This window comes from Streptomyces sp. Ag109_O5-1, assembly GCF_003814875.1.
GTDB lineage: Bacteria > Actinomycetota > Actinomycetes > Streptomycetales > Streptomycetaceae > Streptomyces > Streptomyces sasae.
In genome coordinates, this window is record NZ_RKQF01000001.1 from 7,731,917 (window position 1) to 7,754,347 (window position 22,431).

The window sequence follows — 22,431 nt, forward strand, 5'->3', positions numbered from 1 at the left end:
ATGGACAGGTATTCGGGCGACTGCCCGGGAGCGGGATTCCCCCGGACACGCTTGATCATCCCAGAATTCCTGCCGAATGAGGAGAGGGCCCGTCGTGCGCAAGGTGCTCATCGCCAACCGTGGCGAAATCGCTGTCCGCGTGGCCCGGGCCTGCCGGGACGCCGGGATCGGGAGCGTGGCCGTCTACGCGGACCCGGACCGGGACGCTCTGCATGTCCGCGCCGCGGATGAGGCGTTCGCCCTGGGCGGTGACACCCCCGCCACCAGCTACCTGGACATCCAGAAGGTGCTCAACGCCGCCCGTGAGGCCGGGGCGGACGCCGTCCATCCGGGCTACGGCTTCCTCTCGGAGAACGCGGAGTTCGCGCAGGCGGTCCTGGACGCGGGCCTGACCTGGATCGGCCCGCCCCCGCAGGCCATCCGTGACCTGGGCGACAAGGTGGCGGCCCGTCACATCGCCCAGCGTGCCGGTGCCCCGCTGGTCGCCGGCACCCCGGACCCGGTCGCGGGCGCGGACGAGGTGGTGGCGTTCGCCGAGGAGCACGGCCTGCCGATCGCGATCAAGGCGGCCTTCGGCGGTGGCGGACGCGGTCTGAAGGTCGCCCGCACCCTGGAGGAGGTCCCGGAGCTGTACGAGTCGGCGGTGCGTGAGGCGGTGGCCGCGTTCGGCCGCGGCGAGTGCTTCGTCGAGCGCTACCTGGACCGCCCCCGGCACGTGGAGACCCAGTGCCTGGCCGACACCCACGGCAACGTGGTCGTCGTCTCCACGCGTGACTGCTCGCTCCAGCGCCGCCACCAGAAACTCGTCGAGGAGGCCCCCGCACCCTTCCTGACACAGGAACAGACCGCTCAGCTCTACCAGGCGTCCAAGGCGATCCTGGCCGAGGCCGGCTACGTCGGTGCGGGTACCTGTGAGTTCCTGGTCGGGCAGGACGGCACGATCTCGTTCCTGGAGGTCAACACCCGTCTGCAGGTCGAGCACCCGGTGACCGAGGAGGTCGCCGGTATCGACCTGGTCCGTGAGATGTTCCGGATCGCCGACGGCGAGGCCCTCGGCTACGGCGACCCGGAGCTGCGCGGTCATTCGTTCGAGTTCCGGATCAACGGTGAGGACCCGGGCCGCAACTTCCTGCCCGCCCCGGGCACCGTCACCCGCTTCGACGCGCCCTCCGGCCCCGGTGTCCGCCTGGACGCCGGTGTCGAGGCCGGCAGTGTGATCGGCCCGGCGTGGGACTCCCTGCTCGCCAAGCTGATCGTCACCGGCCGCACCCGCGCCGAGGCCCTCCAGCGGGCCGCCCGGGCCCTGGACGAGTTCCAGGTCGAGGGCATGGCCACCGCCATCCCCTTCCACCGGGCGGTGGTCAGGGACCCGGCCTTCGCCCCTGCCGAGGGCCCTTTCGCGGTCCACACGCGCTGGATCGAGACCGAGTTCGTCAACGAGATCAAGCCCTTCACCGCCCCGGCCGACGCCGAGGCCGAGGAGGAGAACGGCCGTGAGACGGTCGTCGTCGAGGTCGGCGGCAAGCGCCTGGAGGTCTCGCTGCCCGCCTCGCTCGGCATGACCCTGGCCCGCACCGGCCTGGCCGCCGGAGCCAAGCCCCGGCGCCGGACGGTGCGGAAGTCCGGCCCGGCCGCCTCCGGCGACACCCTCGCCTCGCCCATGCAGGGCACGATCGTCAAGGTCGCGGTCGAGGAGGGCCAGGAGGTCAAGGAAGGCGATCTGATCGTCGTCCTGGAGGCCATGAAGATGGAGCAGCCGCTCAACGCGCACAAGGCCGGCACCGTCAAGGGCCTCGCCGCCGAGGTCGGCGCCTCCCTCACCTCCGGCGCCCTGATCTGCGAGATCAAGGACTGACCACATCCCGGCGAGGCGCGATCCAGACGTACGCGGAATACGACCTATTTCCGCTCCCCCTGTCCCACGCACCATCACAAGGAGAGAGCTTCATGCACAGCACCTTGATCGTGGCACGCATGGAACCGGGCTCGGCAGCCGACGTCGCCAGGCTGTTCGGCGCGTTCGACGAGTCCGAGATGCCGCATCTCATGGGTACCCGGCGCCGCCAGCTGTTCCAGTACCGGGGCCTCTACTTCCATCTGCAGGACTTCGACGCGGACAACGGCGGCCGGCTCATCGAGGGGGCCAAGTCCGACGAGCGGTTCGTCCGCATCAGCGAGGACCTGAAGCCCTTCATCGAGGCATACGACCCGGCCACCTGGCGGTCGCCCGCCGACGCGATGGCCACCCGCTTCTACAACTGGGAGGCCTCCGCATGACCGGCCGTCGAGTCGTCGTCACGGGCATCGAGGTCCTCGCCCCCGGTGGCGTCGGCAAGGACAGTTTCTGGGAGCTGCTGAGCGAGGGTCGTACCGCGACCCGGCGGATCTCCTTCTTCGACCCCGGTCCGTTCCGCTCGCAGGTCGCAGCCGAGATGGACTTCGACCCCGAGCGGCACGGCCTCGCTCCGCAGGAGGCCCGCCGGATGGACCGGGCCGCCCAGTTCGCGGTGGTCGCCGCGCGCGGCGCGGTCGCCGACAGCGGGATCGACCTCGCCGCCCACGAACCGCACCGGGTGGGCGTCACCATCGGCAGCGCGGTCGGCGCGACGACCGGTCTGGACGAGGAGTACCGGATCGTCAGTGACGGCGGTCGGCTGCACCTGGTCGACCACGAGTACGCCGTACCGCATCTGTACAACTACTTCGTCCCGAGCTCCTTCTCCGCCGAGGTCGCCTGGGCGGTCGGGGCCGAGGGCCCGAACACGGTGGTGTCCACCGGCTGCACCTCCGGCATCGACTCGGTCGGCTACGCCGTCGAGCTGATCCGCGAGGGCTCGGCCGACGTGATGATCGCCGGTTCGTCCGACGCGCCGATCTCGCCGATCACCATGGCCTGCTTCGACGCCATCAAGGCGACGACCCCGCGCCGGGAGGACCCGGCGCAGGCCTCCCGGCCCTTCGACGGCACCCGCAACGGCTTCGTGCTCGGCGAGGGCTGCGCGGTGTTCGTCCTGGAGGAGCTGGAGAGCGCCCGCCGCCGCGGCGCGCACATCTACGCCGAGATCGCCGGCTACGCCACCCGCAGCAACGCGTACCACATGACCGGCCTCAGGCCCGACGGCGCGGAGATGGCCGAGGCCATCACGGTGGCGCTGGGCGAGGCCCGGATGAACGTCGACTCGATCGACTACATCAACGCCCATGGCTCCGGCACCAAGCAGAACGACCGGCACGAGACGGCCGCCTTCAAGAAGAGCCTCGGCGAACACGCCTACCGCACGCCCGTCAGCTCCATCAAGTCCATGGTCGGGCACTCGCTCGGTGCCATCGGCTCGATCGAGATCGCGGCGTCCGCGCTGGCCATGGAGCACAACGTGGTGCCCCCCACGGCCAACCTGCACACCCCCGACCCGGAGTGCGACCTGGACTACGTGCCGGTCACCGCCCGCGAGCAGCTGACCGACGCGGTGCTGACGGTGGGCAGCGGGTTCGGCGGCTTCCAGAGCGCGATGGTGCTCGCCCGTCCCGAGAGGAGCATGGCATGACCGCGGTGGTGGTGACGGGCCTCGGCGTCACGGCGCCCAACGGCCTGGGTGTCCAGGACTACTGGGAGGCGACCCTCGCCGGGAAGAGCGGCATCGGCCGCATCACCCGCTTCGACCCGGCGCAGTACCCGGCCCGGCTGGCCGGTGAGATACCCGGCTTCGTGGCCGAGGAGCACCTGCCGAGCAGGCTGCTGCCGCAGACCGACCGGATGACCCGGCTTGCCCTGGTCGCCGCCGACTGGGCCCTTGAGGACGCCGGGATCCGGCCGCGCGACCTGCCCGAGTTCGGCATGGGCGTGGTCACGGCCAGCTCCTCCGGCGGCTTCGAGTTCGGCCAGGGCGAGCTGCAGGCCCTGTGGAGCCGGGGCAGCCAGTACGTCAGCGCGTACCAGTCGTTCGCCTGGTTCTACGCCGTCAACAGCGGCCAGATCTCCATCCGGCACGGGATGAAGGGCCCCAGCAGCGTGGTCGTCAGCGACCAGGCCGGCGGTCTGGACGCGGTGGCCCAGGCCCGCCGCCAGATCCGCAAGGGTACGGGCCTGGTGGTCTCCGGGGCCGTGGACGCCTCCATCTGCCCGTGGGGCTGGGTCGCCCAGCTCGCCGCGCAGGGACTGACCACGAGCGACGAGCCCAGCCGGGCCTATCTGCCCTTCGACGAGGCGGCCGACGGGTACGTGCCGGGCGAGGGCGGCGCGCTGCTGGTCATGGAGTCCGAGGAGACGGCACGCTCCCGCGGCGCGCGGATCTACGGCGAGGTCGCCGGATACGCCGCGACGTTCGACCCCAAGCCGGGCAGCGGACGCCCGCCGGCGCTGCGCCGGGCCATCGAACTCGCCCTGGACGACGCCGGGGTGGCGGCCGACGCGGTGGACGTGGTGTTCGCGGACGCGGCGGCCGACCCCGAGCTCGACCGGATCGAGGCGGCCGCGCTCACCGCGGTGTTCGGCCCGGCGGCCGTCCCGGTCACCGCCCCCAAGACGATGACGGGCCGCCTGTACTCCGGTGCCGCGCCCCTCGACCTGGCCGCCGCTTTCCTGGCGATCCGGGACGGCGTGATCCCGCCGACGGTACATGTCAGCCCGTCCCCCGAGCACAACCTCGACCTCGTGACCGACCGCCCCCGCGAGGCCCGTATCCGCACCGCCCTGGTGGTGGCCCGCGGCCACGGCGGCTTCAACTCGGCGGCGGTGGTACGGGCCCTGTCCTGACCCCCGCCGCTCCGACCGGACAACTGACCCGAAAGGAACAGCACGTGGACAAGCACGAGTTCACCCTCGACGACCTCAAGCGCATCCTGATCGAGGGCGCCGGCGCCGAGGAGTCCGTCGACCTCGACGGCGACATCCTCGACGAGGACTTCGAGCACCTCGGCTACGAGTCGCTGGCGCTCCTGGAGACCGGCGGCCGTATCGAGCGCGAGTACGGCATCGTCCTGGACGACGACGTCCTGACGGAGAGCAACACGCCCCGCGCCCTCATCGACGCGGTCAACTCCCAGCTGGGGGAGACCGCCAGCGCCGCCTGACGTTCCGTCCCCCCGACTCTGTCGAGCCGCCGTCGGCCACCCGCGGTCGGCGGCGGCACCCCCCCACCAAGCAGCCCCCCACCAAGCAGCCCTCCATTCAAGGGAGTTGAAAGAGCATGCCCGAACAGACGCAGCGGGTCGCCCTGATCACCGGGGCCACCAGCGGAATCGGACTGGCGGTGGCCAGGCAGCTGGGCGCCGCCGGGCACAAGGTCTTCATCGGGGCGCGCAACGCCGACAACGTGGCCGCGACGGTCAAGCAGCTCCAGGAGGAGGGCGTCGAGGCCGACGGCGCCGCCGTGGACGTCCGCTCGGCGCAGGCCGTCCAGGACTTCGTGCAGTCGGCCGTCGACCGCTTCGGCGCCGTCGACATCCTGGTGAACAACGCCGGCCGCAGCGGCGGCGGAGTGACCGCCGACATCGCGGACGAGCTCTGGGACGACGTCATCGACACCAACCTCAACAGCGTCTTCCGGCTGACCCGCGAGGTGCTCAACACCGGCGGCATGCGCGGCCGCAGCTGGGGCCGGATCGTCAACATCGCCTCCACCGCGGGCAAGCAGGGCGTGGTGCTCGGCGCCCCGTACTCCGCCTCCAAGCACGGCGTCGTCGGCTTCACCAAGGCCCTCGGCAACGAACTCGCGCCGACCGGCATCACCGTCAACGCCGTCTGCCCCGGGTACGTCGAGACGCCCATGGCCCAGCGCGTCCGGCAGGGCTACGCCGCCGCCTACGACACCACCGAGGGCGCGATCCTCGAGAAGTTCCAGGCCAAGATCCCGCTCGGCCGCTACTCCACACCGGAGGAGGTCGCGGGGATGGTCGGCTACCTCGCCTCCGACACCGCCGCGTCCGTCACCGCCCAGGCGATCAACGTCTGCGGCGGCCTGGGCAACTTCTGACCCGCCACGAACCAGCGGAACACGGACAGGAAGAAGAGGACGAGGACGTGACCACGACGGACGCAACGACCACTCGCCAGGTAGCCCACGAGATCACCGTCTCGGCCCCCGCCGACGCCGTCTACCGGCTGATCGCGGAGGTGCAGAACTGGCCGCAGATCTTCCCCCCGACCATCCACGTCGACCACGTGGAGAAGGACGAGCGCGAGGAGCGCATCCGGATCTGGGCCACCGCCAACGGCGAGGCCAAGAACTGGACCTCGCGGCGCACCCTGGACCCGGACGGCCGCCGGATCACCTTCCGCCAGGAGGTCTCCGCGCCCCCGGTCGCCGCGATGGGCGGCGCCTGGGAGATCGAGGAGCGGGGCGGCGAGTCGCTCGTACGGCTGCTGCACGACTACCGGGCCGTCGACGACGACCCCGAGAGCCTCGCCTGGATCGACGAGGCGGTCGACCGCAACTCCCGCTCGGAGCTGGCCGCCCTGAAGGAGAACGTCGAACGCGTCCACTCGGCACGTGAGTTGACCTTCTCCTTCGAGGACACGGTGCTGATCGAGGGTTCGGCCAAGGACGTCTACGACTTCATCAACGACGCCCACCTGTGGGTGGACCGGCTGCCACACGTGGCCCGCGTCGGGTTCGAGGAGCCGACGCCCGGACTGCAGGTCCTGGAGATGGACACCAGGGCCAAGGACGGCTCGACGCACACCACCAAGTCGTACCGGGTGACCTTCCCGCACCGCGCGATCGCCTACAAGCAGGTGACCCTGCCGGCCCTGATGACCCTGCACACCGGGCTGTGGACGTTCGAGGAGTACCCGCGCGGCGTCGCCGCGACCTCGCAGCACACGGTCGTGCTCAACCCGGACAACATCGCGCGGATCCTCGGTGCGCACGCGACGGTCGAGGACGCCCGCGAGTACGTCCAGGGCGCGCTGAGCACCAACAGCCGTGCCACGCTGCGGCACGCCAAGGACTACGCGGAGAAGAGCCGCTGACCATGGCCACCGACAGCTCCCCGGCCCGGCCCCGCACGGGCCCGGCGGACACCCGTGTGATCGTGGTGGGGGCCGGGCCCGTGGGCCTGTTCCTGGCCGGTGAACTCCGGCTGGGCGGCGCCGACGTGGTCGTCCTGGAACGGCTGCGTACCCCCACCACGGAGTCCCGCGCCTCCACCCTGCACGCCCGCACCGTGGAACTGTTCGACTGCCGCGGGCTGCTGGCCGCACTCGGCGATCCGTCGCGCGAACCGCGCGGCCACTTCGGCGGCGTGCCCATGGACCTGACCATGCCCAGCCCGCACTCCGGCCAGTGGAAGGTGCCCCAGACCCGGACCGAGGAGCTGCTCCAGGAGTGGGCCGGATCCCTCGGGGCGGATGTGCGCCGCGGCTGGGAGGTGCGCGGCCTCACCCAGCGCGACGGGCACGTGGACGTCGTCGCCGAGACCCCGGACGGGCCGCGGCGGCTGCGGGCGGCGTACCTCGTCGCCTGCGACGGCGAGGACAGCACCGTGCGCCGGCTGACCGGGGCGGACTTCCCCGGCACCCCGGCCGGGCGGGAGCTGCTGCGGGCGGACATCGCCGGCATCGACATCCCGAACCGGCGCTTCGAACGCCTTGAGCGCGGCCTCGCCATCGCGGCCCGGATGCCCGGCGGGACCACCCGGGTGATGGTGCACGAGTTCGGCACCCCGGCCCCCGAGCGGACCGGCCCGCCCGCCTTCGCCGAGGTCGTCGGCGCCTGGCGGCGGGTCACCGGCGAGGACCTGGGTGGCGGACGCCCGGTCTGGCTCAACGCCTTCGGCGACGCCAACCAGCAGCTCACCCAGTACCGGCACGGGCGGGTGCTGTTCGCCGGGGACGCCGCCCACCGCCAGATGCCCAGCGGCGGCCAGGCCCTCAACCTCGGACTGCAGGACGCCGCCAACCTCGGCTGGAAACTGGCCGCGGTGGTCTGCGGCCGGGCCTCGCAGGGACTGCTCGACACCTACCACGACGAACGGCACGAGGTCGGGCGCCGGGTGCTGGCCAACATCCGGGCCCAGGCACTGCTGCTGCTCGGCGACCGGGCGGTGGAACCGGCGCGCACCCTGCTCGGCGAGCTGATCGCCGCGGGACCCGCACGACAGCACCTCGCCGCCATGATCACCGGGCTCGACATCCGGCACCCCGTGGGCGGCGGCAGCCACCCGCTGCTCGGCGCGCGGCTGCCGCTCGGCACCCTGCCCACGCCGGACGGCCCGGTGGAGGTGGCCGCACTGTTGCGCACCGGACGCGGGCTGCTGCTCGTCTCCGAGTCCGCGCGGGCCGAACTGCGCTGGCTCGGCAAGGTCTGGTCGGACCGGGTCACCCCGGTCGCGGTGCTGCCGGACGCCACCGGTCCGCTGCACGACACCGAGGGGCGGCCGTACGACGCCAGGTCGCCGCTGCACGACGCCGACGGGCTGCTCGTCCGCCCGGACGGCCATGTCGCCTGGGCCGGCTCGGACCCCTGGGCGGCGACCGCGGCGATCCGGCACTGGTTCGGCCGTCCGGACCCCGGGCTGTGAACCCGGTTCAGCCGATTCATCAGATCAGAGAGGAAGCGCTGTGGACACGGATGTGATCGTCGTCGGCGCGGGGCCCACGGGCCTCATGCTGGCCGGGGAACTGCGGCTGGGCGGCGCCCGGGTCGTCGTCGTGGAGAAACTGGCGGCACCGACCGGGCAGTCCCGCGGGCTGGGGTTCACGGCCCGCGCCATGGAGGTGTTCGACCAGCGCGGGCTGCTGCCCCGCTTCGGACAGCTGGAGAAGAGCCCGATGGGCCACTTCGGCGGTGTGCAGTTCGACTACACCGTCCTGGAGGACGCCCACTTCGGGGCCCGCGGTGTCCCGCAGTCGCAGACCGAGGCCGTCCTGGAGGACTGGGCCGGGGAGCTGGGCGCGGACATCCGCCGGGGCTGGGAGCTGACCAAGCTGGCCGAGGACGCCGACGGCGTCGAGATCGTCGCGCAGGCGCCCGACGGCGAACAGCGGCTGCGCGCCGGGTACCTCGTGGGCTGCGACGGCGGTCAGAGCGTGGTGCGCCGGGCGGCCGGGTTCGACTTCCCCGGCCTGCCGGCCACCCGCCGGATGTACCTGGCCGACGTCACCGGCTGCGAGATCCGCCCGCGCTTCCTCGGCGAGCGGCTGGAGCACGGCATGGTGATGGCCGCGCCGCTGGCGCCGGGCGTGGACCGGATCATCGTGTGCGAGCACGGCACCCCGGCCGGGGACCGGCCCGAGGACGTGCGGTTCGACGAGGTCGCCGCCGCCTGGGAGCGCATCACCGGAGAGTCGCTGGCCGGCGGCGGCGCCGACTGGGTCAGCTCCTTCACGGACGCCACCCGCCAGGTCTCCGCCTACCGCAAGGGCCGGGTGCTGCTCGCCGGGGACGCCGCGCACGTCCATCTCCCGGCCGGTGGCCAGGGGTTGAGCACGGGCGTGCAGGACGCGGCCAACCTCGGCTGGAAACTGGCCGCGGTGGTCCGGGGCGGGGCGCCGGAGGGCCTGCTCGACACCTACCACGGCGAACGGCACCCCGTCGGCGCGCGGTTGCTGATGAACACCCGGGCCCAGGGCATGATCTTCCTCGGCGGTCCCGAGGCCGACCCGCTGCGCGCCCTGTTCACCGAACTGATGGGGCTGCAGGAGGTGCGCCGCCGTCTCGCCGGCGTCGTCAGCCACCTCGACGTCAGCTACGACCTGGGCCCCGGCACCCACCCCCTGCTCGGCCGCCGCCTGCCGCCGCGCCCGCTGCACCTGCCCGACGGCACGGCCACCACCACGACGGCCCTGCTGCACCCGGCCCACGGCGTCCTCCTGGACCTGACCGACAACCCCGCCCTGCGCGAGGCCGCGGCCCCGTGGGCGGACCGGGTCACGGTCGTCCGCGCCGCCCCGGACCACCTCGGCGTCTTCGCCGGCGCGACGGCCCTCCTGATCCGCCCCGACGGCCACGTGGCCTGGACAACGGGCGGCGGCCCTCTGCCGACCGGCCCCCAGCCCGCCCTGGCCACGACCGGCCCCGGCTCCCTCACCGACGCCACCACCCGTCCCATCTCCGACCCCGAATCCCGAGCGGAGGCTGCTTTGTCAGGCACTGACACAGCCGATCCCCGCGCTGGGGCCGCCTTGTCGGGCACCGGCGCAGTCGATCTCCGTACGGCGGCTGCCTTGTCCGGCGCCGGTACAGCCGATCCTCGTGCGGAGGCCGTCCTGTCCGGCACCGGCGCACCCGATCCCCGTACGGCGGCCGCCCCGACAGCCCCCCGGCCCACGGGCGCCGCCTCCGACCCCGCTTCCGCCACGCCCGCCCCCGCGTCCACCCGCACGGACCTCGCCACCTCCGTGGACGCCCTGGTCGTCGCCCTCCACCACTGGTTCGGTTCCCCGGAGGTGGGGTGATCCCATGGGCACCGCGTCCCTGTCCGTCGGCCCGCGGGTGCGGCGGATCACGCTCGACGCCGCCGGGCACACCCTGTCGGCCCTGCTGAGCGCACCCGAGGGCCCGCCGCGGGCCACCGTGGTCGCCCTGCACGGTGCCGGTATGAGCGCGGGGTACTTCGACGGCGGGGCGCAGCCCGATGCCTCCCTCTGCGCACTGGGGGCGCATCTGGGGTTCGCGGTCCTCGCCGTCGACCGGCCCGGTTACGGCGACTCCGCGACCGGGCTCCCCGAGGGCCTGGACCTGGCCGGGCAGGCCCGCGTGCTGCGGGCCGCGCTCGACCGCTTCGGCGCCGAGTACGACATCGGCGGTGGAACGTTCCTGCTCGCGCACTCCTTCGGCGGCAAACTCGCCCTGACCCTGGCCGCCGAAGCCCCGCCGGCCGGACTCCTCGGCCTGGACATCTCCGGCTGCGGCCACCGCTACGCCCCGCGCTCCGCGGAACTGCTCGCCGGACCCGAGCGGGCCCGCTGGAAGTACAACTGGGGCCGGCTGGCCCTGTATCCGCCGGCCACCTTCCAGCACAGTGCCACCCTGGTGAAGCCCATCCCCGAGCGGGAGCTGAGTGCCGCGTCGGACTGGCCGGGGGTGTTCGACGCGCTCGCCCCGCACATCCGCGTCCCGGTACGGCTCACCTTCGCCGAGCACGAGCTGTGGTGGCGGCACGACGCCGACGCCCTCGACGACCTGCGGGCCCGGCTCAGCGCCGCGCCCCGGGTGGTCGTCGACCGGCAGCCCGACGCCGGGCACAACATCAGCCTGGGCCGCACCGCCCGCTCCTACCATCTGCGCGCGCTCGCCTTCTTCGAGGAGTGCCTGCCGGAGCGGGACGGGCCATGACACGTGACATGACACGGGCCATGGCCGAAGGACCGGCCCGCCGGCTGCTGACCGGCAGCCTGCGCTCGCTGACCGTGCGGAACTTCCGGCTCTTCGCGGCCGGCCAGGTCGTCTCCGCCACCGGCACCTGGATGATGGTCGTCGCCCAGGACTGGCTCGTCCTCGACCTGTCCGGCGGCTCCGGGACCGCACTCGCCACCGTCACCGCGCTGCAGTTCACACCGATGCTGCTGCTGACCCTGTACGGCGGCCGGCTCGCCGACCGCCACGACAAGCGCGCCCTGCTGACCGGAGCCAACGTCGTCTCCGGGGTGTTCGCGCTGGCCCTCGGCCTGCTGGTGGTGTCCGGCGGCGCCCGGCTCTGGCAGGTCTGCGTGTTCGCCGCGGCCCTCGGCGTCGCGGGCGCCGTCGAGGTGCCCGCCCGGCTGTCCTTCATCGCCGAGCTCGTCGGACCCGACCTGGTGCCCAACGCCTCCGCGCTCAGCGGCGCCTACTTCAACATCGCGCGGGTGCTGGGCCCGTCCCTGGCCGGGCTGCTGATCGCGGCCACCGGCACCGGCACCGTGATGCTCCTCAACGCGGTGAGCTACGCGGCCACCGTGGCCGGGCTGCGCGCCATGCGGCCGGAGGAGCTGCACCGCCCGCCCCGCCCGGCCGCCGGCCCCGCCCGGGTCGTCGAGGGCCTGGCCGAACTCCGCTCGCGCCCCGACCTGGTGGCCACCCTGTCCCTGGTCGCGGCGGTGGCCCTGTTCGGCCTGAACCTCCAGCTCACCCTGCCGCTCATGGCACGCACCGTGTTCCATACGGACGCCGCGTCCTTCGGCCTGCTCACCGCCGCGCTCGCCGCCGGTTCGCTGCTGGCCGCCTTCGCCGGCACCCTGCGCCGCAGCCGCCCCTCGGCCCGCCTGGTCACCGGCTGGGCCTGCGCCTTCGGCGCGCTCGCCGCGGCCACCGGCTGGGCGCCGAACCTGCCGACGGCACTGGTGCTGCTCGTACCGACCGGCTTCGCGTCCCTGTACTTCGCCCAGGCCGCCAACCACCGCGTCCAGCTGGGCAGCGACCCCGCCCACCGGGGCCGTGTCATGGCCGTCTACACCCTGATCCTCCAGGGCACCGCACCGCTCGGCGCCGTCTTCGTCGGCGCCGCCACCCACTACCTGGGAACCCGCTCCGCCCTCTGGGCGGGCGGCCTGATCTCACTGGCCGCCGCGCTCGTCGCGGCCGCCGCCGACCGCGGCGACGCGCCCGCCGGGCGATCCCCGGCCGTGCGGACGCCGGCCCACACCACCGGAACCGGGAGCCGCCCGTGAACCTCCCCGTCGTACCGAACGCCCCGCGCTCCACCCTGGAAGTGGGCGCGTCGGACCTGCACATCTGGCTGCTGCCGCCGCCCGCCTCGGAACGTGACGTACCGGTCGTCGAACTCGACATCGAGGAGCGACGGCGGGCCGCGGCCTACCGCCGGCAAGAAGACCGGCAGATGTACGCCGCCGCCCATGTGGGGCTGCGCCGGGTGCTGTCGGTCTACACCGGTGTCGCGCCGCAGCGGCTGCCCCTCGGCCGGGAGTGGTGCGAGGAGTGCGAGGAGCGGCACGGCCGCCCGGTCCTGGTCGACCTGCCGGGTGCCCCCGAGTTCTCCCTCTCGCACAGCCACGGTCTGGCCATGGTCGCGATCGCGCGCACCCGGGTCGGCGTCGACGTCCAGGTCCTGCCGTCACCGTCCACCGTGGAGGCCTGTCTGTCCTCGCTGCACCCGGCCGAACAGCAGGAGATCACCCGGCTGTCGGAGGACCGGCGGCAGATGGCCTTCGCCCGGCTGTGGTCCCGCAAGGAGGCCTATCTGAAGGGGCTCGGCACCGGCCTCGCCCGTGCCGCCGACATCGACTACCTCGGCGAGGCGGCCGAGTCCTGGCGTCCGACCGGCTGGGCGGTGCGCAACGTACCGCTGTGCGACGGCCATGTCGGCGCCGCGGCCGCGGCCGGCGACAAGGACTGGCGGGTCTCCATGTACTCCGTGCCCGCCGAGTGGCTCTACGCCCGGGACGCCGTCGAGCGGATCGCCACCGTCGAACCGGGCCTGCGCACCGTGCTGCGCGCCCACAACCCGTCCTCCGTCCAGACGCACGCCCTCATCGACACCAGGAACAGGAAGGAAAGGGCCCAGGCATCATGACCGTCACCGATCCCGAAAGTCCCGTGCTGGAGACCGCCCCGGACACCCCGGACGCCTGCGAGGTCGACCGGCTGACCGAACTGCAGACCATCAAGGACCTGGCCCGCACGGGCCACGACCCCAAGGCCACCGAGCGCCAGCACGCCAAGGGCAAGCTGACCGCCCACGAACGCATCGAACTGCTCCTGGACCCGGGCTCGTTCACCGAGGTCGAGCAGTTGCGCCGGCACCGCGCCACCGGCTTCGGCCTGGAGAAGAAGCGCCCCTACACCGACGGCGTGATCACCGGCTGGGGCACGGTCCACGGCCGTACCGTCTTCGTGTACGCCCACGACTTCCGGATCTTCGGCGGCGCCCTCGGCGAGGCCCACGCCCAGAAGATCCACAAGATCATGGACATGGCCGTGGCGGCGGGGGCCCCGCTCGTGTCCCTGAACGACGGCGCCGGCGCCCGGATCCAGGAGGGCGTCTCCGCGCTCGCCGGCTACGGCGGCATCTTCCAGCGCAACACCCGCGCCTCCGGGGTGATCCCGCAGATCAGCGTGATGCTCGGCCCCTGCGCGGGCGGCGCCGCCTACTCGCCCGCCCTGACCGACTTCGTCTTCATGGTCCGCGACATCGCCCAGATGTTCATCACCGGACCCGACGTGGTCAAGGCGGTCACCGGCGAGGAGATCACCCAGAACGACCTCGGCGGCGCCGACGTGCACGCCAGCGCCTCGGGCGTGGCCCACTTCGCCTACGACGACGTCCGCAGCTGCATGGAGGACGTACGGCACCTGCTGTCGCTGCTGCCGTCCAACAACCGCGAGCTGCCGCCCCGGACGCCCGCCACGGACCCGGCCGACCGGCGCACCGACCGGGTCCTGGAACTGGTCCCCGGGGACCCCGGCCGGGTCTACGACATCCGTACCGTCATCGAGGAGATCGTCGACGACGGCGACTACTTCGAGATCCACGCCGACTGGGCGACCAACGTGGTGTGCGCGCTGTCCCGGCTGGACGGCGAGGTCGTCGGGATCGTCGCCAGCCAGCCGGCCTCCTTCGCCGGTGTCCTGGACATCGACGCCAGTGAAAAGGCCGCGCGGTTCGTGCAGTTCTGCGACGCCTTCAACATCCCGCTGGTCACCCTGATCGACGTACCGGGTTTCCTGCCCGGCGTGGCCCAGGAGCACAACGGCATCATCCGCCGCGGGGCCAAGCTCCTCTACGCCTACTGCAACGCCACCGTCCCCCGGATCTCCCTGGTCCTGCGCAAAGCCTACGGCGGCGCGTACATAGTCATGGACTCCCGCTCGATCGGCACCGACCTGGCCCTCGCCTGGCCCACCAACGAGATCGCGGTGATGGGCGCCGAGGGCGCGGCGAACGTGATCTTCCGCCGGGAGATCGCGGCGGCGGACGACCCGGAGGCCACCCGCGCCCAGAAGATCAAGGAGTACCAGTCGGAGCTGATGCACCCCTACTACGCGGCCGAGCGCGGGCTGATCGACGACGTCATCGACCCGCGGGCGACCCGCTCCACCCTCATCCGCGCCCTTGCGATGCTCCGCAGCAAGCAGGCCGACCTGCCGTCGCGCAAGCACGGCAACCCGCCGCAGTGAGCGCGGCGGAGGGCGCGGACGGCGCCCTGGTCATCAAGGTGGTGAAGGGCGAGGCGAGCCCCGCCGAGCTCGCCGCCCTGACCACCGTCCTGCTCGCCCGCGCGGCCGCCCTGGCCGCCGCGGACCCCAGCCCCCTGGCACCCCGCCCGGTGGCCGGCTGGCACCGCCCGGAACGCCTCGCGATCCACCGCGACCCCCGCGGCTGGCACATCGCGGGCGCCCGCGCGGCGTGATGCCGGTCCCCGGCTCGGTACCCGGCCACACCCACCCCGGACGAAAGGACGACGAGACCGTGTCAGTCATACCGACGACGAGCGCGCTGAACCTGGGCGCGCTGCGGGAGACCCCCGACGACGACCGCCGGCAGGTGTTCGAACTGTTCCTCTGCCGGAACCTGGCCCGGCACCTGGACATCCCCCCGGCCCACCGCATCGCCCGCGACCGCCCCCTGCACACCCAGGGCCTCGACTCCCTCACGGCCCTGACCCTCCAGCGCACCCTGGAGTCGGCCCTGAACATCCCGGTCCCGGCCCACCACCTCCTGCGCGAGCAGTCGGTCGGCGAACTGGCCGCGACCCTGAGCGAGTTGGTCGACCGGTCCTGAACCTCCGGCACAACCGCGGCCCCGCGGTGGCTCACTCCCTCGTACCCGCCGACTTCACGGCCCCCCGGCGCAGGGCGACCGCGGCGGGTACGACGGAGGAGACCACCGCGAGCACCGCACAGGCGCCGACGGTCGTGCCGAGAGCCGGCCAGGGCAGCGCGACCGTTGTCCGCACCGACAGCAGCCCCAGGGCACCCCACATGCCCGCCAGATCGGCCGCGGCGACGAGCAGCCCCAGTAGCGCGCCGACCGCCACGACCGTCAGGGCCTCGGCGCCCGCCAGCCGCAGCACCTGCCACCGGGTGGCCCCGGCCAGCCGCAGCACCGCCAGGTCGCGCACCCGGTCGGAGGTCGCCATGACCATGGTGTTGGCCACGGAGATGCCGGTGTACAGGAGCGCGATGCCGAGGACCAGCAGGAAGCCGGTCCGGGTCGTCCTGTTCGTCTCCGGGCGACCGGCCCGCACCCACTGGTCCCCGGAGCGGACCTGCCCGCCCCCGGGGCCCACCGCGGCCCGCAGCCCCGCGGCCACGGCGCCCGGGCCGGCGCCGTCGACGAGCGCCACGTCGACCCGGTCGACGGGCGCGCCGGCGGCGTTGCGCGGGGTGAGATAGACGCCGTTGCCGCCGGTCCCGGCGGCCATCACCGCGACGATCCGCAGCGTCCTGCGCGTACCGTCGCCGACCCACACCCGTACCCGCTGCCCGAGGGTGTGCTGCCGCCACTCCTCGTTGACGACGATCGAACCGTCGTCGAGATCGCCCGCCCTCCCGGCCACGACCGGCAGCCGGGTGGTGGCGGCGAGCGCACCGGGGTCCGCCGCGCGGGCCTCGTCCCTGACGAGCGCAACACCGTCCTCCAGGCGGTAGACGGCGCTCGACGAGGTGGCGGACACGACGGCGCCCGGCACCTCGCGCAGCCTGTGCAGGGTCGCCGCGTCGAAGCCCGCCGCACCCGCCGGGGTGGAAGGGTGCTGGCGGTCCTCGCCTACCTCCGCGCGTGACACCGGCAGGGCGGCGCGATGTTGGCACGCCCTGGTGGTGGCGCGACGTGGGCACGCCCTCGTGGCAGCGCGTCGTGGGCAGGCCCTGGTGGTGGCGCGGCCATCTCCCGCGGGGCGGTGCCTAGTTGCACCTCCCGGGTTTCATATGCACACTGACTATAAGTGCACATATGATTTTGGGGGTAGGCGGTATGTGGGAGTTCGAGCACGCTGTCGAGGCCGATGTCACCCCGGCCCAGGTCTGGGCGCGTTACGCGGATGTCGCGACCTGGCCCGAGTGGGACACGGGGATCGTGCAGGTGACCCTGGACGGGGCGTTCACGGCGGGCACGACCGGGACGATGACGCCGGAGGGGCAGGACCCGCTGCCCTTCACCATCACGGAAGCCGTGCCGGGGGAGGGCTTCACCGATGAGACGGTGATCCCGGACGCGGTCACGCTGCGGTTCGTCCACCGGCTGGTCGCCCTGCCGGAGGGCGGGACGCGTATCACGCACCGGCTGGAGATCGAGGGGCCGGCCGCCGCGGCGCTGGGGCCCGAGCTCGGCCCGCAGATAACCGAGGACTTCCCTGAGGCCATGGAGGCCCTGGCCAAGGCCGCCGGGCAGCGCGGATGACTCCTCGCGAGCCGCGGGAGCAGGGACCCTGGAGCAACCCGGGGTTCCTGCTCTGGCGCGTCACACTCAGGTGGCAGCGGGCCGTCGCGGGCGTGCTGCGTCCCCTGGGACTGACCCATCCGCAGTTCGTCGTGCTGGCCAGCACCTGGTGGCTCGGCCGTGACGGACAGCCGCCCAGCCAGCGCGAACTCGCCGAGCACACCGACATGGACGCCATGACCGCCTCCCAGGTCGCCCGTGCTCTGGAGGCCAAGCGGCTCATCAGGCGCGAGCAGGATCCGTACGACACCCGCATCAAGCGCCTGTACGTCACCGAGGAGGGACTGGCACTCGCCCGGAAGGCCATCGAGGCCGTCGAGTCCGTCGACGGCGCGTACTTCGAGCCGGCGCCGGACGGGGCCGCCTTCGTCGAGGCGCTGCTGGCCCTCGCGCCCCCGCCCGGCTCGGCTGCGGCCCACCCCTCGACGCCGGTGGTCGCGGGCGCGGGAGGCGAGCACCGCGCAGGTCGCGCCGACGACCGCGAGGAGTGAGAAGAGCACCAGGCGGCAGAAGGCAGCGGCAGACACGCCTCCAGGACGAACAGCGGGGCGTCCGCCGGCAGCAGGGCCGCCGGTACCGGGGACACGGTGTGGACGAGCGGGAGTTCGAACGTCTGACTGCGTACTACGGCCAGTGGCAGGGCTACTGGGGTCACCACCTGCGTGTCGGCGGGTGACGTCCCTGTAACCCTTGAGCGGAGATCGGCCAAGTTCCAGGTGTTCCCGCAGGGCTCGCCCCGGTGGCCGGCCGCTCGCGCTTCACGCTCTGGGGGAGAGGCTGTGACCTGCGGCGATTCCCGGACGGTGCGGACCGCGGGTGGCGCCCCCGGCAGGACTCGAACCTGCGGCCAAGCGCTTAGAAGGCGCCTGCTCTATCCACTGAGCTACGGGGGCCGGTAGTGCTGGCCTCGTACGCACTGCCCTGGTGTGGGCGGGTCCGCCACGCTGCCGGGGACAAGGATAGAACTCCCCGATCCTCGTCCCTGCTGCTTCGCCTCCGTGGCTCAATGTGGAGGTTCGGTGAAGCGGTCCTGATAATCGCAGGCAGGTACGAATCGTGCACCGCTTTTGGTGTCTGACGCACCGGGTGTTGTGCACTCGTTATGCCTGGACTGTGCCTCCGTCCCAGTAGTCCCTTCCGCCCGTTGTGTCCTGTCGGCACGCAGACATGTCTATATGCTTCAGAATTCCCCTAAAATTGGGCATTCTTCGCATGTGGTGACCTTGGACGTACGGCCCCAGCTGCTCGACACACTTTCCGCCCTGCGCGACCGTGTCGCCGCCGCACGCTTCCCGCTGCCCCTGGCGGGGGCTCCACGCGCGCGTGCCAACCGCGACGAACTGCTCGCACAGCTCGACAACTATCTGGTGCCCCGCCTCAGAGAGCCCGACGCACCGCTGCTGGCGGTCGTGGGCGGATCCACCGGCGCCGGCAAGTCGACCCTCGTCAACTCCCTGGTGGGCCGCCGCGTCAGTGAGGCGGGCGTGTTGCGGCCGACCACCCGCACACCGGTGCTGGTCTGCCATCCGGAAGATCATCACTGGTTCAGCGGCATGCGCGTGCTGCCCGACCTCACACGCGTTTGGGTACCGAACCGTGACCCCGGCGACGACCTCCTCCTGCCCGGCGAGAACCCCGGGCGCGTACTCCGCGTCGAGACCGCCGACAGCCTCCCGCGCGGCCTCGCCCTCCTCGACGCCCCCGACATCGACTCCTTGATCGTCGACAACCGCGTCCTCGCCGCAGAGCTCATGTGCGCCGCCGACGTCTGGGTGATGGTGACCACCGCCGCCCGCTACGCCGACGCCGTCCCCTGGCACCTGCTGCGCACCGCCAAGGAGTACAAGGCCGCTCTGGTGACGGTCCTCGACCGGGTCCCCCACCAGGTCGTCTCCGAGGTCGCCCGGCAGTACGGCGCCCTCCTCACCAAGGCCGGACTCGGCGACCTACCCCGGTTCACGGTGCCCGAGCTGCCCGAGTCGGCGTGGGGCGGCGGGCTGCTCCCGGCCACCGCCGTGGCCCCGCTGCGGGCCTGGCTCGTGCACCAGGCGCAGGACCCCGGCGCCCGCACCCACATCCTGGCCCGCACCGCCCACGGCGTCCTCGACTCCCTCAAGGCCCGCATGCCCGAACTGGCCGGGGCGGCCGCCGCCCAGCACGCCGCCGCGCTGCGCCTGACCTCCGCCGTCGACTCGGCGTACGACAGCGAGCACGCGCGCGTGCGAAGCAGGCTGCAGAGCGGGGCCGTGCTCGCCGGCGACGCCCTCAAACGCTGGCGCGCCTACCCCCTCGACTGCGCCGCCGGCGAACTCCTCGACGCCCTGGTGGAGAGCCTCGCCGCGCTGCTGCTGTGCGCCGTCACCGCCGCCGACGAGCGCGTCGACGACGCCTGGCGCCGCGAGCCCGCGTCCGCTGCTCCCGGGCTCAGCGGCCGCGACCCCTCCCTGGAGAGCGCCGAGCACCGCATCGGCCTCGCCGTCCGGCGCTGGCGGCGCGAACTGGAGGAGTACGCCGAGGACGAGGTGCGCGAGCTCGACCGCAGCGTCGCGCCCGACTCCGAGTCCGTCGCCGCCCTCGTGGCCACCGCGCTCCTGGGCGGCCGCCGCACCAAGGAGGCGGGGGAGCGGCTCGCCGAGCGTGTCGGCGCCCACGGTGCGCTACGGCTGCGTGACCGCGCGGGACGGCTGCTCACCGAACACGTGGACCGCGTCGTGCACACCGAACGCGAACGCCGCCTGGCCCCGCTCGACGCCCTCGACGTCCACCCCGAACCCCAAGCCGAGCTCATCGCCGCCCTGTCCGTCCTCCAGAAGGAGAGGTGACCGGTGACCGCCGTCACTGACCACGACCACACGGATCACATGGAACGCCTGGATCACACCGGTGAGTACGCCGGTGACTACACCAGTGGCTTCGACAGCGGTCTGACCGCGGCGGACTCCGCGCCGGACGCCGTACCGGAGCCCGCACACGCCCCGGTACACGCCCCCGCACCCGGCGCCGCGCCGGACTCCGCAGGGGACGCGGCGCAGGGCCGGGACGGGACCGAGGGCGAGCCGCCCGCAGACCTTGCGCACCCCGCCGCCGAGACCGAGAACGTCCCGCACGCACGCGTGCGGGAGCAACGAGAGCCGGCCGACGGCGACCCGGCCACCGCCGAGGACGCCTGGGACGACGGACTCATCGCCCGCCGGGTCACCGAGACCTCCAAACCCGCCGTCCCCGTCCTGGAGACCCGCGGCCCGGGCGCCCCGGCCCCCGTCCCGCTGGCGTACGACGGCCCGCTGCGCTCCCGCCTCGACGCCCTGCGCGAACTCGTCGGCCTCTCCCGCACCCGCCTCGACAGCCACACCCTGGCCGAGGCCGGCCGGGTCCTGGACGAGGCGGCCGCCCGGCGCAGGCTCTCCGGACAGCACACCGTCGTCGCCATCGCCGGCGCCACCGGCAGCGGCAAGTCCCAGCTGTTCAACGCGCTCGCCGGAGTCGCCATCTCGGAGACCGGCGTACGGCGCCCCACCACCGCCGCGCCCATCGCGTGCACCTGGAGCGACGGCGGCGCGGCCCTCGTCGACCGGCTCGGCATCCCGGGCCGGCTGCGCCGGCGCCCCGTGCACAACCCGGAGGCGGACGCGCAACTGCGCGGACTGGTCCTCATCGACCTGCCCGACCACGACTCGGCGGCCGTCCAGCACCGCGAACACGTCGACCGGATCCTGAAACTGGTCGACGCGGTGATCTGGGTCGTCGACCCGGAGAAGTACGCCGACGCCGTCCTCCACGAGCGCTATCTGCGGCCCATGGCCGGCCACGCGGAGGTCATGTTCGTCATCCTCAACCAGACCGACCGGCTCCCCGGCGACGCCGCCGACCTGGTCCTGCACGATCTGCGCCGGCTGCTCGACGACGACGGCGTCGCGCTCGGCGAGTTTGGGGAACCGGGCGCCACCGTGCTCGCGCTGTCCGCGCTCACCGGCGACGGCGTCGGCGAACTGCGCGAGATGCTCGGCCAGTTCGTGGCCGAACGGGGCGCGGCGGCCCGGCGGATCGCCGCCGACGTGGACGCCGCCGCGGACCGGCTGCGCCCCGTCTACGCCACCGGACGGCGCGCCGGGCTCAGCGAGGAGGCACGCGACGAGTTCGCCGCGCGGCTCGCGGACGCGGTGGGCGCCACCGCCGCCGGCGAGGCCGCCGAGCGGGCCTGGCTGCGCAACGCCAACCGGGCCTGCGGCACGCCCTGGCTGCGGCTGTGGCGCTGGCACCAGAAGCGCGCGGACGCGCCCACCGGACGCCTGCAGAGGCCCCAGCCGGAGGAGGAGGCCACCGCCCGGCAGCGTGTCGAACAGGCGGTGCGCACGGTCTCCGACCGGGCCTCGGCCGGACTGCCCGCGCCCTGGGCGCAGGCGGTGCGCGAGGCGGCCGTACGCGGCTCGCAGGGCCTTTCGGAGGCGCTCGACGAACTCGCCGCACAGGCCGGGCTGCCACCGGGGCGCCCGCCGCGCCCCGGCTGGTGGCCGGTGGCGGTGTTCGCCCAGGCCGCCATGACGCTCCTCCAGGTGGTGGGAGGGCTGTGGCTGGTGGGGCAGATCGCCGGGTTCATGGCACCCAACCTGGGCATTCCGGTGCTGCTGATGATCGCCGGGATCGTCGGCGGACCGCTGGTCGAGTGGGGATGCCGGATGGCGGCACGGGGGCCGGCCCGGCGGTACGGCCTGGAGGCGGAGCGCCGACTGCGGGAGGCGGCGGCCGGCTGCGGCCGGGCCCGGGTGCTGGACCCGGTGGCTGCGGAGCTGCTGCGGTACCGGGAGGTGCGCGAGCAGTACGGGCGGGTGACGCGGGCGGGGGCCGGGGTGGGGTGATCTCTCCGACGTGATCCGACATGACCCGATGCGGCTTGGCGTGTTCCGGCGCGTTCCGGGGGACGCGCCCCCGTGGGCGTACGGGGTTCACTCGCGCGGGTGACGGAGTTCTCCACAGCCCCGAGGGCCGTCCACAGCCCGCAGCGGGCCCGGCCCGGCGGCGGCAGTCTGGTCCCGCGGCGATCACCACGAGCGCGGCGGACGCACTCGGCACATCACGAGCGCGGACGTACTCGACGTACCCGGTCGCCGCGGTGGA

19 protein-coding genes, 1 tRNA gene and 2 pseudogenes are annotated in these 22,431 nt (G+C 73.3%); 20 read left to right on the forward strand and 2 right to left on the reverse strand.

Features of this window, described 5'->3' with window-relative positions; translation table 11 throughout:
• Positions 1-94: 94 nt before the first annotated feature.
• The 15 genes and pseudogenes from EDD90_RS35115 (at position 95) to EDD90_RS35185 (ending at position 15,657) form a co-directional block, all read left to right on the forward strand.
• Entirely contained in the window at positions 95-1,855 is a 1,761-nt protein-coding gene (locus EDD90_RS35115; protein ID WP_123976895.1) for a biotin carboxylase N-terminal domain-containing protein, read from the forward strand.
• A gap of 92 nt (positions 1,856-1,947) precedes the next feature.
• A complete protein-coding gene (locus EDD90_RS35120) occupies positions 1,948-2,277 on the forward strand; it encodes a TcmI family type II polyketide cyclase (protein WP_123976896.1) in 330 nt (109 codons plus the stop codon).
• Positions 2,274-3,545, forward strand: a complete 1,272-nt coding sequence (locus EDD90_RS35125; RefSeq protein ID WP_123976897.1) for a beta-ketoacyl synthase — start codon at positions 2,274-2,276, stop codon at positions 3,543-3,545. Before EDD90_RS35120 ends, EDD90_RS35125 begins: the two co-directional genes overlap by 4 nt.
• Entirely contained in the window at positions 3,542-4,753 is a 1,212-nt protein-coding gene (locus EDD90_RS35130; RefSeq protein ID WP_123976898.1) for a ketosynthase chain-length factor, read from the forward strand. The genes EDD90_RS35125 and EDD90_RS35130 overlap by 4 nt, the downstream gene beginning before the upstream one ends.
• Positions 4,754-4,797: 44 nt before the next feature.
• Positions 4,798-5,070 (forward strand): acyl carrier protein, encoded by a 273-nt coding sequence (locus EDD90_RS35135; protein WP_123976899.1) that lies wholly within the window; start codon positions 4,798-4,800, stop codon positions 5,068-5,070.
• A gap of 116 nt (positions 5,071-5,186) precedes the next feature.
• Positions 5,187-5,972 (forward strand): 3-oxoacyl-ACP reductase FabG, encoded by a 786-nt coding sequence (gene fabG, locus EDD90_RS35140; protein WP_123976900.1) that lies wholly within the window; start codon positions 5,187-5,189, stop codon positions 5,970-5,972.
• Positions 5,973-6,019: 47 nt separating this feature from the next.
• Positions 6,020-6,970, forward strand: a complete 951-nt coding sequence (locus tag EDD90_RS35145; RefSeq protein ID WP_123976901.1) for an aromatase/cyclase — start codon at positions 6,020-6,022, stop codon at positions 6,968-6,970.
• Between the two features lie 2 nt (positions 6,971-6,972).
• Positions 6,973-8,520, forward strand: a complete 1,548-nt coding sequence (locus tag EDD90_RS35150) for an FAD-dependent monooxygenase (RefSeq protein ID WP_185149335.1) — start codon at positions 6,973-6,975, stop codon at positions 8,518-8,520.
• Between the two features lie 40 nt (positions 8,521-8,560).
• A pseudogene (locus EDD90_RS35155) lies at positions 8,561-10,003 on the forward strand (FAD-dependent monooxygenase); the annotation flags it as partial.
• 397 nt (positions 10,004-10,400) lie between these two features.
• Entirely contained in the window at positions 10,401-11,276 is an 876-nt protein-coding gene (locus EDD90_RS35160) for an alpha/beta hydrolase (protein ID WP_185149336.1), read from the forward strand.
• Positions 11,273-12,586: an MFS transporter gene (locus EDD90_RS35165; RefSeq protein ID WP_260328313.1), complete on the forward strand. Its 1,314-nt coding sequence runs from the start codon at positions 11,273-11,275 to the stop codon at positions 12,584-12,586. The genes EDD90_RS35160 and EDD90_RS35165 overlap by 4 nt, the downstream gene beginning before the upstream one ends.
• A complete protein-coding gene (locus EDD90_RS35170) occupies positions 12,583-13,449 on the forward strand; it encodes a 4'-phosphopantetheinyl transferase superfamily protein (protein WP_123976902.1) in 867 nt (288 codons plus the stop codon). The genes EDD90_RS35165 and EDD90_RS35170 overlap by 4 nt, the downstream gene beginning before the upstream one ends.
• Positions 13,446-15,053: an acyl-CoA carboxylase subunit beta gene (locus tag EDD90_RS35175; RefSeq protein WP_123976903.1), complete on the forward strand. Its 1,608-nt coding sequence runs from the start codon at positions 13,446-13,448 to the stop codon at positions 15,051-15,053. Before EDD90_RS35170 ends, EDD90_RS35175 begins: the two co-directional genes overlap by 4 nt.
• Complete coding sequence (locus EDD90_RS35180; RefSeq protein ID WP_123976904.1) at positions 15,050-15,286, forward strand: acyl-CoA carboxylase epsilon subunit; 237 nt, start codon at positions 15,050-15,052, stop codon at positions 15,284-15,286. Before EDD90_RS35175 ends, EDD90_RS35180 begins: the two co-directional genes overlap by 4 nt.
• A 59-nt stretch (positions 15,287-15,345) precedes the next feature.
• Positions 15,346-15,657 carry an acyl carrier protein gene (locus EDD90_RS35185; protein WP_185149337.1) on the forward strand — a complete coding sequence of 104 codons (312 nt, stop codon included), beginning with the start codon at positions 15,346-15,348 and terminating at the stop codon, positions 15,655-15,657.
• A 31-nt stretch (positions 15,658-15,688) separates the two neighbouring features.
• Here EDD90_RS35185 and EDD90_RS35190 read toward each other — a convergent pair.
• A pseudogene (locus EDD90_RS35190) lies at positions 15,689-16,621 on the reverse strand (FtsX-like permease family protein); the annotation flags it as partial.
• Between the two features lie 209 nt (positions 16,622-16,830).
• Between EDD90_RS35190 and EDD90_RS35195 the strand changes: the two are divergent.
• Genes EDD90_RS35195 through EDD90_RS56460 form a run of 3 tightly spaced genes read left to right on the forward strand, consistent with a single transcriptional unit; the run spans position 16,831 to position 17,992 of the window.
• On the forward strand, positions 16,831-17,277 hold the full coding sequence (locus tag EDD90_RS35195) for an SRPBCC family protein (RefSeq protein WP_260328314.1): 447 nt from the start codon (positions 16,831-16,833) through the stop codon (positions 17,275-17,277).
• Positions 17,274-17,807 carry a MarR family winged helix-turn-helix transcriptional regulator gene (locus EDD90_RS35200; RefSeq protein ID WP_123976907.1) on the forward strand — a complete coding sequence of 178 codons (534 nt, stop codon included), beginning with the start codon at positions 17,274-17,276 and terminating at the stop codon, positions 17,805-17,807. The genes EDD90_RS35195 and EDD90_RS35200 overlap by 4 nt, the downstream gene beginning before the upstream one ends.
• A complete protein-coding gene (locus EDD90_RS56460) occupies positions 17,804-17,992 on the forward strand; it encodes a hypothetical protein (protein ID WP_123976908.1) in 189 nt (62 codons plus the stop codon). Before EDD90_RS35200 ends, EDD90_RS56460 begins: the two co-directional genes overlap by 4 nt.
• A gap of 141 nt (positions 17,993-18,133) precedes the next feature.
• Here EDD90_RS56460 and EDD90_RS35210 read toward each other — a convergent pair.
• Positions 18,134-18,209, reverse strand: a tRNA-Arg gene (locus EDD90_RS35210).
• A gap of 321 nt (positions 18,210-18,530) precedes the next feature.
• On the opposite strand from EDD90_RS35210, the gene EDD90_RS35215 reads away from it, so the two are divergent.
• Together EDD90_RS35215 and EDD90_RS35220 are read left to right on the forward strand one after the other, a co-directional pair.
• Positions 18,531-20,138 (forward strand): dynamin family protein, encoded by a 1,608-nt coding sequence (locus tag EDD90_RS35215; protein ID WP_123976909.1) that lies wholly within the window; start codon positions 18,531-18,533, stop codon positions 20,136-20,138.
• A 39-nt stretch (positions 20,139-20,177) separates the two neighbouring features.
• On the forward strand, positions 20,178-22,172 hold the full coding sequence (locus EDD90_RS35220) for a GTPase (RefSeq protein WP_398928675.1): 1,995 nt from the start codon (positions 20,178-20,180) through the stop codon (positions 22,170-22,172).
• Positions 22,173-22,431 lie beyond the last annotated feature (259 nt).